The organism is Kineosporia babensis (assembly GCF_021129305.1).
GTDB lineage: Bacteria > Actinomycetota > Actinomycetes > Actinomycetales > Kineosporiaceae > Kineosporia > Kineosporia babensis.
Genome location: NZ_JAJOMB010000003.1, coordinates 87,837 through 105,468, shown reverse-complemented (window position 1 = coordinate 105,468; position 17,632 = coordinate 87,837). Strand labels below are relative to the sequence as shown.

The 17,632-nt window shown below is 70.3% G+C and carries 10 protein-coding genes; 2 read left to right on the top strand and 8 right to left on the bottom strand.

Annotation, left to right across the window (positions count from 1 at the left end):
* Nucleotides 1-52 precede the first annotated feature (52 nt).
* From LR394_RS06355 to LR394_RS06325, 7 genes are all read right to left on the bottom strand, one after another.
* Nucleotides 53-1,345, bottom strand: coding sequence for an aminotransferase class I/II-fold pyridoxal phosphate-dependent enzyme (locus tag LR394_RS06355; RefSeq protein ID WP_231439465.1), 1,293 nt, complete (start codon nucleotides 1,343-1,345; stop codon nucleotides 53-55).
* Nucleotides 1,342-7,617, bottom strand: coding sequence for a type I polyketide synthase (locus LR394_RS06350; protein ID WP_231439463.1), 6,276 nt, complete (start codon nucleotides 7,615-7,617; stop codon nucleotides 1,342-1,344). Before LR394_RS06350 ends, LR394_RS06355 begins: the two co-directional genes overlap by 4 nt.
* 490 nt (nucleotides 7,618-8,107) lie before the next feature.
* Nucleotides 8,108-9,370, bottom strand: a complete 1,263-nt coding sequence (locus LR394_RS06345) for an aggregation-promoting factor C-terminal-like domain-containing protein (protein ID WP_231439461.1) — start codon at nucleotides 9,368-9,370, stop codon at nucleotides 8,108-8,110.
* 204 nt (nucleotides 9,371-9,574) lie between these two features.
* A complete protein-coding gene (locus LR394_RS06340) occupies nucleotides 9,575-9,961 on the bottom strand; it encodes a hypothetical protein (protein ID WP_231439460.1) in 387 nt (128 codons plus the stop codon).
* A gap of 135 nt (nucleotides 9,962-10,096) precedes the next feature.
* Complete coding sequence (locus LR394_RS06335) at nucleotides 10,097-11,413, bottom strand: glycosyltransferase (protein ID WP_231439458.1); 1,317 nt, start codon at nucleotides 11,411-11,413, stop codon at nucleotides 10,097-10,099.
* A 20-nt stretch (nucleotides 11,414-11,433) separates the two neighbouring features.
* A complete protein-coding gene (locus tag LR394_RS06330; protein ID WP_407936999.1) occupies nucleotides 11,434-13,698 on the bottom strand; it encodes a GH92 family glycosyl hydrolase in 2,265 nt (754 codons plus the stop codon).
* A 129-nt stretch (nucleotides 13,699-13,827) separates the two neighbouring features.
* A complete protein-coding gene (locus LR394_RS06325) occupies nucleotides 13,828-14,529 on the bottom strand; it encodes an alpha/beta fold hydrolase (protein ID WP_231439455.1) in 702 nt (233 codons plus the stop codon).
* Between the two features lie 91 nt (nucleotides 14,530-14,620).
* On the opposite strand from LR394_RS06325, the gene LR394_RS06320 reads away from it, so the two are divergent.
* The gene (locus LR394_RS06320; protein ID WP_231439453.1) at nucleotides 14,621-15,229 is read left to right on the top strand and encodes a TetR/AcrR family transcriptional regulator; all 609 of its coding nucleotides are present in this window, start codon (nucleotides 14,621-14,623) and stop codon (nucleotides 15,227-15,229) included.
* Here LR394_RS06320 and LR394_RS06315 read toward each other — a convergent pair whose 3' ends face one another.
* Complete coding sequence (locus LR394_RS06315; protein WP_231439451.1) at nucleotides 15,230-15,904, bottom strand: TetR/AcrR family transcriptional regulator; 675 nt, start codon at nucleotides 15,902-15,904, stop codon at nucleotides 15,230-15,232.
* Between the two features lie 266 nt (nucleotides 15,905-16,170).
* Between LR394_RS06315 and LR394_RS06310 the strand changes: the two genes are divergently transcribed.
* A complete protein-coding gene (locus tag LR394_RS06310) occupies nucleotides 16,171-17,631 on the top strand; it encodes an MFS transporter (RefSeq protein ID WP_269328799.1) in 1,461 nt (486 codons plus the stop codon).
* Nucleotide 17,632 lies beyond the last annotated feature (1 nt).

Here is a 17,632-nt window from a genome sequence, read left to right as displayed (position 1 = left end):
CTCGGCCCGCGCGGACGGCCCACCGGCTTGGAGCCGGTGGGCCGTCCCAGTTTCAGGCCATCAGCCGGGCGGTCGCCGCGACCGCCCGCCTGATCTGTTCCGGAGTGTGCTCCGAGGTGACGAAGAACCGCAGACGTCCCTCGGTCTCCGCCACCGCCGGATGCACGATCGCCGTGGTGTGGATCCCCTGGTCCAGCAGGGCCAGGCAGATCCGCATGGTGGTCTCGGTGCCCCCGGTGATCACCGGCACCAGCGGGGTACCGGGCTGGGCGAGACCGGTGTCCAGTCCGGCGGCCCGGGCCGCCCCGAGCATCTGCGCCTGGTTGTCACGCAACTGCTTCAGCCGTCCGGGCTCGGCCAGCATGATGTCGAACGCCGCCCCGGCCGCGGCCATCTGCGCCGGTGGTGGCGCCGCGGCGTACAGGCTGATCCCGGCCGCCGACATCTTCATCGCCGCCATCAGCTCCCGGGACCCGGCCAGATAGCCGCCGTAGCTGGCCATCGACTTCGACAGGGTCCCCATCCACAGATCGACGTCGGTGCCCGCCAGTCCGGTGTGCTCGTGGATCCCCGCACCGGTCTCGCCGAGCACCCCGAACGAGTGCGCCTCGTCCACCATCACGAAGCACTCGTGCCGGCGCGCCACCTCGACCAGCTCCGGCAGCGCGGCCACGTCGCCGTCCATGCTGTAGACGCCCTCCAGCACCACCAGAGCAGTACCGAAGTGCCGACGGCTGCGGCTCAGCAGCGCCTCCAGGGCGTCCGGGTCGTTGTGCTGGAACGACATCCGCCGGCAACCGGCCCACCGGGTCCCCGAGACGATGCTGTTGTGCACGAGGGAGTCGCACACCGCCAGATCACCCTCGCCGAGCAGGAACGCCAGCGCCGCCGCGTTGGTGAGGAAACCGCTGCCGGTGACCACCGCGTCGTCCACCTGGTAGGCCGCCGCCAGGCGTTCCTCGAGCTGGGCGTGCAACGGCAGTTCACCGCCGATCAGCCGGGCCGCCGAGGCCGACGTGCCGAACGTGCCGATCGCCTCGGCGGCGGCCGCCTGCACCCGCGGGTCACCGGCCAGGCCCAGGTAGTTGTACCCGGCGAAGTTGACCATGGTGCGCCCGAGGATCTCCACCTCGGCGCCGTTCACACCGTTGTGCGGCAGGTAGTACGGGTTGGGGGCGTCGAGCAGGGCCAGCCCGGCGGCCAGGAACGAGTCGCGCTCGCCGCTGAGCACGACCTGCGGCAGTTCCTCGATGGTGGCCACGCGGCGCTCGCCGGCCGCCACCTGGTTCGTGGGCCGGGCCTCGATCAGGCGGCGGGCGTTGGCCAGCAGGTCTTCGGGGTTCATGCCTTCTCTCCGGTCAGTCGCAGGGTGAAACGTCCGGCCAGGCCGTGCAGGCCTCCGCCCCGGCTGAACTCCAGGGCCGAGACCTCCAGGCCGAGGGCCAGGTTGATCCGGGCGCCCAGCTCGACCGCCATCAGCGAGTCCATGCCCAGCTCGGGCAGGGGAGTCGCCGGGTCGATCGAGTCGGCCGGGATACCCAGCACCGTGGCCACCTGATCGGTCAGGATCGCCGAGACCACCTGCGTCCGTTGCTCCTGCTCCAGCGCGAGAAGCTGGGCCCTCAGGGCACTGCCGGACTCGCCGCCGCCGTTCTCGGCGATCAGGCCGGCGAAGCGGGAACTGCGGGCAGCCTCCGGATGGGTGCGGGCCCACTGCGCCCAGTCGACATCCACGACCGCCACCTGACTCACCCCGGAAGCGATGACCTCGCCGAGGTATTCGCCCGCGCGGTCCATCCCGATCGGGTTCAGGCCGAGCAGGCCCAGGTACCGCTCGATCTCCTCGCTGGACTGAGCCATCCCACCGCCGCGCATGGCTCCCCAGTCGACGGCCACGGCCGGCCAGCCGTCGGCCCGCAGCCGGGCCGCGGCGGCATCCAGCACGCTGTTCGCCGCCGCGTAGGAGAACTGCGGCACCGTCCCGGTCAGGGCGCTGGTGGAGGAGAACAGGACCAGGTGGTCGAGCTCGGCCCCGGCCCGGACCAGCGATCGGTGCAGGTGTTCCAGCCCGGCGACCTTGGTGCCGATGACCCGCTCGGCTCCTTCCTGGGTGAGGTCGGCGAACGACTCGTCCTGCAGCACCCCGGCCGTGTGATAGACGCCGCGCAGTTCGCTGCTGCGCCGGATGACGGCGTCCAGGGCCCCCGCAACGGTGACGTCGGTGCGCTCGATCGCCACGTTCACCCCCTCGTCCTCGAGGTAGGCCAGAGTGGAGCGGGCCGCCGCGGACGTTGCGCCGCCGCGGCCGACCAGCACCAGCGAGCGCGCTCCTTGCCCGGCCAGCCAGCGGGCGATGGCCAGGCCGAACGCGCCGAACCCACCGGTGATCAGGTACGTCGCGTCCGGCCGGATCCCCGGGGTCGGGACGGCCGGCAGCGCGGCCGGGGCGGGGGTGCTCAGATCCAGGCAGACCCTTGCCTTCGTGCTGCCCCGCATCACCGCGTCGAAGGCTCCGGACAGGTCGCCGAGCCCGAACACCTGGGTCGGCAGTGGCCGGTACTGCCCCTCGGCGAACCGATCGCTCACCTCGCCGATCAGCTGCAGCACCAGGTCGCGACGGTGCCGCATCATCCGGTCCAGGTCGATCGCGGTGAAGGAGAGGTTCTTGTCGAACGGCCGCAGATCCAGCACCGCACCGGTGTAGATGCCCTGCTTGCCGACCTCGACGATCCGGCCGAACTCGGCCGCCACGGTGAGGTTCTGCTGGGTGACTTCACCGGGGGCGGTGTTCAGGACGACGTCGACGCCTCGTCCGCCGGTCAGGGCCAGGACCTCCTCGACGAAGCCGATCGAACGGGAGCGGACCGAATAGTGCGCGCCCGCAGCTTCGACCTCGGCCCGGCGTTGTGGGGTACCGGCGGCCGCGATGACCGTGGCGCCCAGAGAACGGGCCACCTGGATGGCGGCCCGGCCCGTGCCGCCGGCCCCGCCGTGGATCAGGACGGTCTCGCCCGCCCGCAGCCGGGCTGCGTGCGCCAGGCCGTAATGCGCGGTCAGGAACGAGACGGCCGAGGCGAAGTCCTCGGCGTTGTCCCAGCCTGCGGGGGCCGGGACGGTGCCGCCTTCGTCGAGCCGGATGGTGGCGAAGCGCCGGCCCATGCCCCGGGCGGCCACGATCAGCCGGTCGCCCACCTTCACCTCGGTGATGTCCGGCCCGGTGCGGGTCACCACGCCCAGGCCCTCCATGCCCAGCCCGGTGCCGAAGTACGTGCCCTCCATCTCGACCTCGGTGAGCAGGCCGATCGCCTTCAGTCCGTCCTTGTAGTTCAGGCCCAGGCTCTCCATCCGCACCTCGACCTCACCTCGTTCCGGAGCGCGTCGTGGCACCCGGCGCAGGCGGATCCCGGCCAGGGACCCCGGCGCCTCGATCGCGAACGACTCCTCCTGGTCGAGGACCGGTGAGGCCAGCCCGCGCAGTTCCAGCAGCTCGGGCAGCGTGCGGCGCAGGACCGGCACCAGGCGCACGCCGTCGCGCAGGGCCACCTCGTCCGGGCCGTCGGCGGACAGTTCCCGGGCGAGGTAGTCCAGGTCGTCCTCGGTCTGCTGTGCGGTGTCGACCAGCCGCCACCGCACGTGCGGTTGCTCGTTCAGCAGCACCCGGCGGGCTCCCACCAGCGCGGCCGGCAGCAGCTGGGGACCGGTCCGGTCACCGGGCAGGGCGAAGGCGTTCTGGGTGACCACGACCACCGCCAGCCCGGCCTCACTGGCCTCCGGCAGGCACCGGGCCACCCCGGCCAAGGCCCCGACCAGCGCCGTCACCTCAGCCGCGCCGTGCTCCGGCAGCAACTGGCCGGGAGCGACCTGAGCCGCTGGAGCGATCACGGCCACCACGACGGGCTGATCGGCCGGCAGGTGGGACAGCGGTTCGGTGAGCAGGGCCTGCACCCGCTCGGCGCTCAGCGGGCCCTCGCACCCGGCCAGAGCGTCGATCAGGTGCGTCCCGGGACGACGGGCGTTCAGTGCCGCGGCCAGAGGCAGACCGTCGGCGTGCAGGGGCAACGCGACCAGCGCTTCCGCTACCGAGGTGCTTTCCCGCTCGGCCACGGCCTCGAAGACCGGCTCGTACCAGAGCGGGCCGAGCTCGGCGAGAACCGGCTGGGCCGGCGTCAGCGGGCGGAACCGGACCCCCAGCAGTTCCATCACCACCGCGCCGTCCGGATCACGCAGGACGACATCGGCCTGAAGTTCTTCGCCGGCAACGCGATCGGCGGTGACCTGGATCCGCGCCGGCAGTGCAGCCAGCAGGCGCACGGCCCGGATCTCGGACGGCACCAGAGGACCGCCACCGGCCTGGGCCATCAGCGCGGCCACGCACTGCAGGGCTGCATCGGTGACCGCCGGATGCGCCGGATGCCCGTCGGAGCCGACCGAGCCGTCCACCTCGGCCACCACGCGATCCTGGCTCAGCTCCAGGTGCTGCACCCGCCGGAAGGCCGGGCCGTATTCCAGGCCGCGAGCCGAGAGACGGGCGTACAGATCGACACCACTGATGTGCTCCGCGGTGATCGGCACCCCGCTGACCCCGGGGACCGGCTCGGCCAGGGCATCGAGCACCCGCCCGGTGGCGTGCACCGTCCATTCGCCGCCGGTGGCCGGACGGGAACTGATGGTGAACCGGCCGGTGCTGGGCTCGACCGAGGTGCGTAGGACCGGCACCTCGCTCTCGCCGATCACCAGCGGCGCGATCACCCGGACCGCCTCCAGCACCGCGGACTCGGCCCCCAGCGCCAGGGTCGCCGACAGGGCTGCGTCCACGAATCCGGTGGCCGGCAGGAGCACCGTGCCCGCCACGACATGGTCCGGCAGCCAAGGCAGCTGGGCTCGCGACAGGTCGGCCTGCCACTGCGGCGCTGCCGTTTCGGTGCGGTCACCGAGCAGCGGCGGCGCATCGGGCGTTCCCAGCCACTCGCGCTCGACGCTCGGGGCCTGAACCCACAAGGGGGAGCGGTCGAAACGATGCCGGGGGAGTTCGAGGTGCGGGGCGACCCCGGGATCGGCGCCCGGGGCGTGGGCGGTGGCCAGGGCGGTGTCGAGACAACCGGCCGCGTAAAGGTCCGTCACCACCGTGGACATGCTCTCGGCGTCGTCCTGGCGACGCACCAGCGTGGGCACGGCCACCCCACTCACACCCGAGCGCACCAGGATCTCGCGAATGTTGCCGGACAGCACCGGATGCGGGCCGACCTCCAGGAAGGCGGTCTCACCGGCGTCGACGATCCTGGCCAGGGTCTCGGCGAACAGAACCGGCTTACGGACGTTCTGGGCCCAGTAGGCGGCCCCCCACAGTTGGTCGGCGGCCGGCTGCCCGGTCACGGTCGACCAGACCTCCAGTTCGGGCGGCCGAGGCGAGATTCCGGCCAGATCGGTGGTCAGCGGTTCCAGGATCGGATCCATCAGACGGCTGTGATAGGGCACCTCGACCCGCAGCTTGCGGGCGAACACGCCGTCCGCCTCCAGCAGCAGGGCCAGTTCGTCGATCGCCTCGGAACAGCCGGCGAGCGTGACCCCGGTGGGGCTGTTCACCGCTGCCACATCGATCTCGCGGCCTCGGATCAGTTCGGCGGCGGTGGCTTCGGAGAGGCCGACGGCCAGCATCACGCCGGTGTGCGCCAGCGTCGCCTGCAGGCGGCTGCGATGGTAGGCGACCGCGACAGCGTCCTGGAGGCTGAGCATTCCGCTGACGTAGGCGGCCGTCACCTCGCCGACGCTGTGGCCGATCACCCGGGTGGGCTGTACCCCGAGACTGCGCAGTTCGGCCATCAGGCCGACCTGCACAAGGAAATTCGTGGGCTGGGCGAATTCGGTGCGGGTGATCCGTGAGGAGTCCTCGTCGCGCAGCAGCTCGCCGATCAGCGAGACACCGCTGATGCTGCGGTACGCCTCGTCGACCTCGGCCGCGGCCCGGGCGAACGGGCCCTCGGCCTGCAGCAGGCCACGGCCCATACCCCACCACTGCGGTCCCATCCCGCTGAACACCACGGTCGGGTTCGTCGCGGTCACCGTCCGGGCCGGGACCCGGCCTTCACCGGCGGCGACGGAATCGAGCTTGCGGCGCAGGTCTTCGGCATCGGTGTAGGGCAGGCCGATCCGCTGCGGGTGATGCGCCCGGCGGGTCCAGGCCGCCGCGCACAACGCCTGGGGTTTCACCGTCTCCAGCGCCTGCGACCACTTGGTGGCGATCTCCCGGACCCCCTGAACCGTGCGACCGGACAGCGGGAACACCTGCACCGGCCCGGCCGTACCGGGGCGCCGCGCGGGCTCGGGAGCACTGGCCAGCAGGGCGTGGGCATTCGTCCCGCCGTAACCGAAACTGTTGACCGCGGCCAGACGTCGCTCCCCGAGCACCGGGAAGTCCTGGCCCTGGGTGAGGACCTGCAGCCGGTACTGCCCGAACGGAATGGCCGGGTTGAGCTCGTTCAGCCAGGCCTGCGGTACCAGTTCGGCGTGCTGCAGGCACAGGACCGTCTTGATCACGCTGGCCACGCCGGACGCGGCCTCGGTGTGCCCGATCGCGGCCTTCACCGAACCGACCCACAGGTCCCGGCGCCGCCCGGGCACTGCCCCCAGAGCGGCGCCGATCGCCTGCATCTCCAGGGGATCGCCCACGGCAGTGCCGGTTCCGTGTGCCTCGATGTAGCCCACCTCGGCCGGATCCACCCCGGCCTCGCCCAGAACCTGCCGCATCAGCGCGGTCTGGGACTGCGGGTTCGGCACCGTGATACCGGGCGTGCGGCCGTCCTGGTTCACCCCGGTTCCGCAGATCACCGCGTAGATCCGGTCTCCGTCCCGTTCCGCCGCCTCGCGGGTCTTCAGGACCAGCAGACCCGCGCCCTCACCCCGGGCGTAACCGTCGGCGGCGGCGTCAAAGGTCTTGCACCGGCCGTCCGCAGCCAGGAAACGGCCCTTGCTCATGGAGACGAACGTCTCCGGGCTGAGCATCGCGTTCACCCCGCCGACCAGCGCCACCGAGCACTCTCCGCTCAGCACGGCCCGGTGCGCCTGGTGGAAGGCCACCAGCGACGACGAGCAGGCGGTGTCGATGGTCAGGCTGGGCCCGCGCAGGTCGAAAACATGCGAGAGCCGGTTGCTGAGCATGGTGTGGGTGCCGGATGTGGCCGTGTGCGAGGTGATCTGGGACCGGGCCCCGGAGGTGTGCCGGGCCGCCTGGTTGTCGCTCATGAAACCACCGACGTACACCCCGACCTGCTCGCCGGCGACCCGCCCGGCCAGGCCCGCGTCGTCCAGCGCCTCGGCCGTGACCTCCAGCAGCAGACGTTGCTGCGGGTCCATCACCTGGGCCTCACGCGGGGAGATACCGAAGAACTCGGCATCGAATTCCCAGAGTGGATCGGTCAGGAAACCGCCGTGCCGGGTGTACATCCGGCCCGGGGTGTCCGGATCGGCGTCGTAGTAACGGTTGATGTCCCAGCGATCACCCGGGACGGCTGTGATGCCGTCCCGGGCCTGCACCAGGAACTCCCAGAACCCTTGGGGGGAGCGGATTCCCCCGGGGAAACGGCATCCGATGCCGACGATCGCCACTTCGGTTTTCTTCACACAGGTCTCCTGAGCACGGACGGGCATGATCGATGGCCTCCTGGCAGGGGACCAGGAAGCGAGATGGACGGCGGGCCGGGAAGACTCGGCCGGACGGCGAGAGCGCACGGTCAGGGCGTGCGGGCATTCGCCGGAATAACGATCAAGTGCTGCCAACCATACAAGTCAATTGGCGCAGAAACGGGCAAAGTGCAGAACCCGGGAACTTTTCTCGAAAACTACTCGGGATTAACCGCAATGCCCTCAGAGGGGGCCTGGGTCATCGCCGATCTCCGGGAAATCAATGGTTCAAAAAAATCCCATGAATGACTTCTGCAGCAGGAGATTCTTCCGTCGCACGGGCGTCGAGAATCCTTCGGGGATCACCTTTTCCGGCGAAAGTCCAGAGGTGTGCGGTTGCAGGGCAGCAGCGTCCCAGGGGGAAACACTGCGCCGGCGAAAGATGCGAGAACGAGACCCCTGCCGAGGTTTCGATCTGCGGATGGGGCGGTCAGTACCAGCCCTTGGCCTCGCTGTGCTCCCAGGCGCCGCACGGATTGCCGTAGCGCTCGGCGATATAGTCCAGGCCCCAACGGATCTGGGTGATCGGGTTGGTCTTCCAGTCCGAGCCCGAGGCGCCCATCTTGTCGCCGGGCAGGGCCTGAGGAATGCCGTAGGCGCCGGACGAGGGGTTCGTGGCCTGGTAGTTCCAGTTGCTCTCGCGGGTCCACAGCGAGTCCAGGCAGGTGTACTGGGTGGACGACCAGCCCCGGTCGGTCAGCAGGACCTTGGCCGCGGCCTGCGGGTTCTTCCGGGCGTTCTCCACCGCCAGCGCCTTCTTCCGGCTCGAGGTGGGGGCCGCCTTCTTCTCCTCGGCCTTGGGCTCGGCGGCCTTCTTCCTCTCGGCTGCCTGGGCGGCTTGGGCGGCCTTGGCCTCTCGCGCCGCCTCGGCCTTCTCCTTGCGCTCCTGCGCTTCCTTGCGCTCGCGGGCCTGCGTGGCCTTGGCCTTCTTCGCCTGGTCCAGGGCCGCCTGCGCCTTGGCCGGCGAAGCGTCTTTCACCTTCTCCAGGGCTACCGCCGTGGTCTCGGCCCGCTCTTTCTCCGCCGCCAGAGCCTCCTCAGCCTCTTGCGCCGCGGCGTCTCGCTGAGCCTGCTTCTGAGCGTCCTCGAGGGCGAAGGCAGCGGTGGTGGTGGCATTGCTGTCCGGCGCCGCGATCGGGCCCGCGAACTGGGAGAACGCCACGCCCTCGGCGCCGACGACCAAGGCCATCACCAGCAGTCGGGTGGCCGTGCCACGCAACCGCCCCGAGCGCGGGGAAACGTCGGACGGGGCGGACTCCTCCTCCGTGAGGTCCAGGCCCCAGTCGGTGGAGACGGCGATGGGCGCGGCTTGCGGGGGAACCCGGTGGAAGGCGTCGGGCGACGGGGGCATTGGGACGTCGATACCGGCCGGACGCCGCGGGCTGGTGCGCGGGGTAGGCAGCACGGCAGCGGTGGGGACCGTCGCGATCGAGTACCGATCCTGCAGCGCGGGGCGTCGGCTGGCCTGGGGGCTGCGCAGGGCGGAGATCGGAGCGGAGGGACGCTCGTGGCTGGGCAGCGAGTCGAACCGGCGGGCGCCGACGGGGCGGGTACCGGCGCCGCGCCGGGTGGTCGCGCGGGCTTCGGCCCGGCGAAGGTCCGACCGCTTGGGGTAGACCTTGGTGCCGTCGCCGTTCAGGACCGGGATGCCACCGGTGTCCAGCCAGTGGTCCGCGAGGTCTTGTTCCGTCACTACGCTCCCGGTCGTCGCCACGACCTCCACGGTGACGAATCTGGACAGGGACCACAACGGTGCTGCAGAGAGTTAAGGAAGGTTTGACAGCCCACCTACATTGGTCACCTGCTGTAGTCCAGATCCTGGGGCCTCGTGCCGGTCAGGTCACCACCAATGGACGCTTGTCTCCCCGACCAGGGGCGGCTTTCCCACCCGCTCGGGTCACCGCGGCGGCGGGTAGACGATCTTCGGCGGAGTCCGGTGCGGTGGAGCCCACGCCTGGGGTTCCGGGCTGGTGGGAGCGTTGTAGGTCGGCTGCGGCGGGGGCACGTACGAGGTCCACGGCTGAACCGGGGGTACGCCGGGCGGGGCGGCGTTGGTGAACCAGGCACTCTGTTCCTGGCGCTGGACCTCGACGAGTCGCGTGCGGGCGACGAGATAGCAGGGGAAGCCGATGATCCAGAACAGGAACAGGGCGAAGAACCAGGCGGCCGGGCCCATGTCCAGAAAACCGCCGCCGAGCCGGCCGCGTCGGGCCCCCAGGCGCGAGGAGTCGATGCCGGCCCACACGGCGGTGCCGAGGGCCACCAGCCCGAAAACAGTTTGCATGCTGTCCCATTCCCGATCTCTGGCGACCCGCCACCGAAGCTGTGCCGAACCTGTGGGCTGAATCGGCTGCGCCGGTACCGGTATGAGACCGGCCCACCCGAACGGCTGCGCGCCGTCCGGGGAACCAGTCACGACCTAGATCGGCTCGGTCACGTTGAGATCCCGGCCGGGTTCGCGCAGGTCGGTCAAGGTGGTCAGGGGCTCCGGCGGGAACAGGGCGTCGAAAACCCGCTCGCGGTCGAAGGCGACGGCGTGCTCCAGAGCCCGCCGGGCCATCGTCTCCCGTTCTTCCACACCCATTTCCAGTACCGCATGGTCCATCGCGTCGGACAGCGCCTGGACGTTCCCGGCCTCGATGACGATGGCCGTGTCGCCCACCGCCTCCCCGGTGCCGCCGGTGATCGTGGTGATCACCGGGCCACCGCCCGAGAGCATCTTCTCCACCAGGGCGATCCCGAACGTCTCCACGAAGTCGGGTTCGGGCTTGGTCGGCAGGGTGTAGGCGGCGCAGCCGTTCATCAGCATCGGCTTCTCCTCGTCGCTGACGTCGGTGAGGAAGATGATCCGCTCGTCCTCCAGCGCCATCGCCTGGATGTGCTCCAGGGCGGGCCCGGTGCCGGCGATCACCAGCTTCACCTGCTCCCGGCAGCGCGCCTGGGCGAAGGCCGTCACCAGGTCGTAAACGCCCTTGGCCCGGGCCACCCGGGACAGGAACAGCAGGTAGCCACCGCGCTGCAGACCCCGGCGCTCCAGCACGGCGTCCACCTCCGCCGGATCCAGGTCCAGGTAGGCGGACGTGTCGATCGGCGGGTACCCGATCGTCACCCGCTGCCGGCACTCGTCCGCGAACGTGGTCCCGGCCAGCCGGTCCACCTCCTCGGCGCAGGCCACGATCTCCTCGCGGGTGTATTCCGAGACGGCGATCACCTCGTCGTTGGCCAGGAACGTGGTGAACAGCGCGATCGCGGCGCCGAAATGGCCGTCCCGCAGCGCGTTCCTGATCACGTTGGTGACGTCCGAGCCGACCGCCTTGGCCATGGTGCGCACCTGCGGGCGTAACCCGGCCGCGCGGGCGGCGGTGACCGCGTTGTTCACCACGTCGGTGTGCGGGGTGAGGTACATCGACAGGCACACCGTGGGCACCGGTTCGCTCAGCAGTTCGACCAGCCGGCCGGTGAGCCCGGCGATGTACCGGCCGTCGGGCACCCGGTAGTCACCGATCGGCTCCGGGCGCTCGACCGTGATCCCCGGGCTGTAGGGCAGCAGCCGGTCCACCGGCTTCAGCGGCAGGCCGGCCGCCTCGAGGGCCTCCATCGGCCAGGTGAGCAGACGGACATCGTCAAATCCTCGAGTCAGCGCTGTTTCGGCCAGGTTTCGGGCCTCGCCCGAATGGCCACAGATCACCGGATCGGCTCGGACAGCGATGACGAGACGGCGGCGCGGAAGACTCATCGGGACCTACCTGGCAGAAATCAGTGGGACAGGGACGGGGGACGCACGCTCTGGCCCCACGAGGTGGGGCTGGAACCGAGCTGGAGGTGGAGACGACCGCCACGATGCAGCCGGGAAGCCGGGATGTGGGGCCCGTCCAGCGCTTTCCCGTCGAGCGTGGCCGACTGAACGTACTGCACGGGCGGCTCCTCGTCGATACCGTCGCTGCTGATCTTCTGCTCGATGTGCCCGGTGGTCTCGATGGTGAGCTCGCCCTGGCTGAACTGCATGACGCTGCGGGAAAAAGCCGGTGGATGAATGAGGAAGAGATTCTGTCCGGCCACCGGGAACAGCCCCAGCGAGGCCCAGACGTACCAGGCGCTCAGGCCCCCGGAGTCGTCGTTGCCGGGCAGCCCGCCCGGGCCGGTCCCGAACTGCCAGGTGAGCGCCGAGTGCACGACCTGCGCCGTGCGGTCGGGGCGCCCGGCCCAGTGGTAGGCCCAGGGCGCCTCCATGTCGGGCTCGTTGTTCAGCCCCTCGAACCGGTTCAGGGCGTACCCGTCGGCCATCTCCTGCAGCGAGGCGGCCCGGCCGGGCTGACGCACCGGCGGGGCGCCGAAACCGAAGAACGAGTCGAGCATGGCGACGAACGCGGCGTCGCCGCCGGCCAGCTTGATCCGGGCCGCCATGTCCTGCATCAGCCGGAACGAGTAGTTCCACTTGCCGCCCTCGTAGAACGTGGACTCACGCAGCAGGCCGGTGTCCTCCTCGAAGGCGTTCACCCAGTTCTCGCTGTACTCGAACAGACTGCGGGACAGGTCGTCGTCGCCCAGCGCGTGAGCGATCCGGGCGGTGCAGTGGTGCGCGAAGGCCAGGTCCAGGGTGTGCGTGATCGGGTGCACCACACCCTTGTCCAGGAAGTCCTCGCCGTACTGGCGGCGCAGGTCGTCGTCCATGTGCACCAGGGCCCACTGCCAGTCCAGATCGCCGATACCGAGCGCGTGGATGTCGGCCAGCGCGGTGTGGGCCAGGGCCGAGCCCTGCCGGGAGAAGCGGTCGGCGCCGCGAGCCATCCGGTAGCCGATCGGGAAGTTGCCCTCCTCCTCGCAGACCCGGATCAGCGACTCCATGATGTCCACCGCGCGCTTGGGGGCGATCGCCTGCAGCAGCGGCAGTTGGGTCTTGTAGATGTCCCACATGGTGCAGATGTCGAAGGCGAACGGCCCGCCGTAGGGCCAGAACGGGCTCTCGTCGTCGGCGATGCAGGGCTTGATCAGCGAGTGGTACAGCGCGCTGCCGAACACCGTGCGCCGGGCCTGCGTACCGCCCTCGACCTGGATCTGTTCCAGGTGCCGGGCCCAGCGCTCGCCGGTGTTGACCTGCACCCGGTCGAAGGCCGGCTGGCCCGAGCCGCACTCACGCCGCAGGTTCTCCTGGGCCTGTTCCTGCCCGCGCAGCGAGAAGCCGATGCGTAGCTCGATGCTCTGCCCGGCGGTGGCGGGCCCGATGAAGACCAGGCCGAAGGCCCGCAGGGTGGTGTGCCGGATGCTGTCGAAGTCCAGGCGGGTGCCGCCGTCGATCAGCCGGCGGTCGTGCCAGAGCATCTGCCTCCAGCCGGGGGAGTCCACCTCCAGGTAGAACGACAGCGGCACCCCCTCCACCACCACCGTCCCCTGAGCCTGGCCCTTGCCGGTGATCTCGACCTGGGCGCGCAGCGGAACCGTGCGGCTGCGGTCGATCGCCAGCCCGCCGCAGGTCAGGTCGACCACGGCGCGGGCGCTGCGGCTCTCGGGGAAGGTGTAGCGGTGCACGGCGACCTTCTCGCCCACGGTGATCTCGCAGCGGATGCCGGTGTCCAGGCTGGCCGCGTAGTAGCCCGGGTGCGCCGTCTCGTCGCCGAGCGCCCAGGACTGCCCCAGGTCGTCCAGCGGCTGGACCATCGGCGTGACCCGCACGTAGTTGTAGTACTTGCGGATCATGCCGGTACCGCTCTGCTGGAAGTGCGTGAACCCGCTGGCCTCCAGCCGGGGGAAGATCGTCTCCGGCACGCCCTGGGTGTTCTTGCCGTAGCGCCCGTACCCGGTCGGGTAGGCGCCGGAGTAGGCGCAGGCCGAGACCATGCCGAACGGTGAGGTGGCCCCCGGGTGGGTGTTGCCGACCTGGGGCTTGGGGAACCACCAGGTGGCGGCCAGGCCGCGGGCCGGTGGCAGGCCGGTCGCGGCGGTTCCGATGAAGGGATCGACATCCTGCAGCGAGGGATGCCGTGCATCGATCTGCGTCTGCGTAGGGATCGCCATGGCGCGAATATGGCATCTTGCCAACGCAAAAGGTGGTTCCGACGTCCGGTGCGGCGCGAATCACCGCCGTCCTCGCCCGCGGACATCTGCCCGACATCAGCGTTCACGGGCCGGTAACCCGCGCGGCCCGGCTTCGGGTTATGGCTGCGCGAGCAGAGCCTTGGCCACCTCGTCGGGATGGGTCAGCAGTGCCTCGTGGCCACCGGGCACCAGCACCGGTTCCACCCCGACCCGGGCGGCCAGCTCGGCGCCGGGCGCCGCCAGCGCGAAGTCGTCCTCGGCCAGCACGTACCGGATCGGCAGGCCGAGCGTCTCCACCCCGGGCAGGTCCTGAGCATCGAGCATGTACCTGCCGGGCTGTGGCATCAGCTGGTCGAAGACCACCCGCTGCAGGGGCTTCGGCTGCCCGGGCATCAGGCCCTGCGCGAAGCTGGCGAAGTCCACGCTGATCGTGCCGTCCGGGGCGGCGGCGATCGCGTCCCGCACGAAGCTCTCCATCGGGCCCATCGCGGCGGCCATCGACTCGCCCCGGCGCGGGATGAACGCACTGAAGTAGGAGATCCCGGCCAGCCTTTCGCGGATCCGGGGCGCGACGCCGGTGATCGGGATGCCGCCCCAGCTGTGCCCGACCAGTACCACGTCGTTCAGGTCCTGGTGCTCGATCGTGTGCACGATGTGGTCGATCGCGTCGGACAGCCGCAGCCCGGCCGGGTCGTCGCCGAGCGCGAGCCCCGGCATGGTCAGCGCGGTGGCGCGGTGGCCGGCGGCTAGTACCCGGTGGCCGACCGGGTGCCAGGCCCAGCCGCCGTGCCAGGCGCCGGGGATGAAGACGTAGTGCATGGGGATCCTCCTCAAGTGGGTGCGGTGACTCTAACAGTTCATCAGAGTCAACTCTGATGAGTAGAGCACGCTCCGTCGATATGCTGCTGCCATGCCAGCTGCCGCCACCCGCCGCGCCCAGTACGCGGCCCTGACCCGCCAGGCCATCCTCGACGCGGCCCGCGCCCTCTTCATCGAGCACGGCTACTTCGGCACCAAGGTCGAGCAGATCGCTGCCGCTGCCCAGGTCGCCCCGGCCACGGTCTACGCCGTGGGCGGAGGCAAGAACGGGCTGCTGCGCACGCTGATCGAGACTGCGGTGAACTCCCCGGAAAATGCCGATCTGCGCGGCGAGATCGAAGCTGCCGACGACCCGCAGCTGTTGCTCCAGCTGATTGTCGACGCCGCCCAGTCGCGGTTCGACCGTTGGGCCCCGCTCCTGCGCCAGGTCATAGCGGCTGCCCCGCAGGAGGCCGGCGTACGGGAAAGCCTGGGGATCGCGCACGAAAGCCTGCGACAAGGACTGCGGCTCGCGGCCGAGCGACTTGCCGCTCAGGAGGCGCTGCGGGCCGGCCTGGATGCCGGCCAGGCGACCGATCTGCTGTGGCTCTACCTTTGCAACACAGCCTGTTTCGTGCGCGCCGACGACCTGGGTTGGTCATCTCAACGGTCCCGGGACTGGCTGAACACGGTCTTGGTGCGCGAGCTGCTGGAGCGGTGATCAGGCTGGCGTGTTGGGCATCTCGTGCATCTGGCGCAGCTCCAGGTGGACCGGGGGTGGCAGGGGCTGGTCGTGGCCCGAGCGGAATGCCTGAAGGAAGTAGGCCGCCAGTCGCCGGGATGCCTCCACCGGCGCGTCCTGCGTGGCGGCGACCAAGCCGCTGTTGGCCAGGAGCGCCAGAGTGACGTCGGCTGGAGTGAAATCGTTTCGTAGAAAGCCGGTTTCCTGGGCGCGGCGAACCAGTTCGGCGACGCCGGCCTCGGCGTAGCTGTGGCTGTGTTCGTAATCGACGGCGTCCGGGAACTGCGCCAGAAAAGCGCTGGTGAAGCCGCGGTCGGTGGCCTGCATGACGAAGACCTCCTCGATCACCCGGCAGAACCCGTGCCAGGGGTCGGGATCGGCCAAGGCGTTCTCCAGAACCTCCACGCAGTGCGCCATCTGATCGGCGAAGGCTTCGGTGACCAGCGAGGCCCGGGACGGGAAATGGCGGTAGAGGGTGGCGGTGCCCACTCCGGCGCGTCGGGCGATCGCCGCAGTGGGAACTTCGATCCCACGGGAAGAGAACGCTTCCCGGGCAGCCTCCAGGATGCGCTCACGATTGCGCCGGGCGTCGGTCCGTAGCGCACCGGCCGCATCGTTCGGCGGTGAGGGATTCTGAGACGGCTGGGCAGGCACGTCTCTCACTTTAGATGAAGTGGGCAGGGCCGCCCGTTTCCGGGGATACGGTGAACGGGCCCGGCAGGTGGACATTGTCGAACGGCCGCCGGGATCGACCGGACCGTCTGTGGTGTGCAGAAGGTCATTCGTGCTGCCCTGATCCGACATGCTCTGCGAGGTATTCAGTGACGATCCGTCCCGATCGGCGGGCCCAGGTCCCGACCGGTCCCGAGCCCAGCGCCCGTCAACTGCGCCTGATCCTGATCTCGGTCTCGATCGCGCTGATGGCGGTGATCGCGTCGGTGTCGGGCCTCAACGTCGCCCAGACCCATCTGGCCGTAGCTTTCGGCGCCTCACAGGGCACGGTCCTGTGGATCATCAACATCTACACCCTGGCCCTGGCGTCCCTGCTGCTTCCGCTGGGGGCGATCGGCGACCGGTGGGGACGCAGGACGGTGCTGCTCGCAGGGCTGGCGCTGTTCGGCGTGGCCAGTGCCGCCGGCGCTCTCGCCCCGAATGCCGAGCTCATGCTCGTGGCCCGGCTGGTCGCGGGGGTCGGGGCGGCGATGATCATGCCCATCACCCTGGCGGTGATCACCTCCACCTTCCCCGAGGAACAGAAAGGCCGGGCGATCGGGGTATGGACCGGCGTCGGGGGCAGCGGCGGGGTGGTGGGGCTCTTCCTCTCCGCTTTCCTGGTCGATGTGGCCAGTTGGCGCTGGCTCTTTGCGTTGCCGGTGGTGCTGGCCGGGGCGGCGATGGTGATGACGTTGAGGGTGGTTCCCAACTCCGTCGAGCGCTCAGGACACGGCTTCGACGTTGTCGGTGCGGTCAGCTCGGTAGTGGCCGTAGCGGGACTGATCTTCGCCCTGCAGGAGGGCCCGGAGCACGGCTGGACCGATGGGCCGACCCTGCTCGGCCTGATGATCGGTGGCCTGAGCGTCGCGGTCTTCGTCCGGTGGCAGCTGCGGCTTCAGGATGCCGCCCTGCTGGACGTGCGGCTGTTCCGCGAGCGCGGCCTCAGCGCGGGCTCGGTCATCCTGGTGACCGCCTTCGGCGTCCAGGCGGGCATCATGGTGGCGCTGTTGCCCTTCTTGCAGGCGGTGCTGGGGTGGTCGGCGCTGGTCTCGTCGCTCGCCATGCTGCCGATGGCGGTGATGCTGGTGGTGGGGGCGGGTTTGGCTCCTCGGGTGAGCGGTCTGATCGGGGCCCGGTGGACACTGGCCGGTGGAACCGCGCTCTTGGGTGCGGGTCTGGTCCTGCTGGCCCTGCTCGTTGCGGCGGATGGCGGCTACCTGGCGGTCCTTCCGGGCTTGCTGGCCCTGGGCCTTGGCTCCGGGCTGGTGATGACCCCGTCGACCGAGGCCATCACCGGGGCGCTGCCGCAGCAGAAACAGGGGGTGGCGTCAGCTCTGAACGACGTCACCCGCGAGCTCGGAACGGCTCTGGGAGTCGCCCTGCTGGGAGCGCTCCTGTCGTCCGGGTACCGCAGCGCGATGAGCGGTGCGAGCCTGGACCTGTCTCCGGATGCCGCCGAGGCCGCCGGGGACGGCATCGCCAACGCTCTGGAGATCGCGAACAGCCCCGGAGCAGCCGGGCCGGAGCTGGTCCGGGCCGCTCAGGAGTCATTCGTCGAGGGATGGCAACAGGCAATGTGGGTCGGTGCTGCCATTACTGCTGTCCTGCTGGTTTACGTGCTGGTTCGGGGGCCCAGGGGAACGGGCGGTTCGGAAGCCGCCGGCTGAG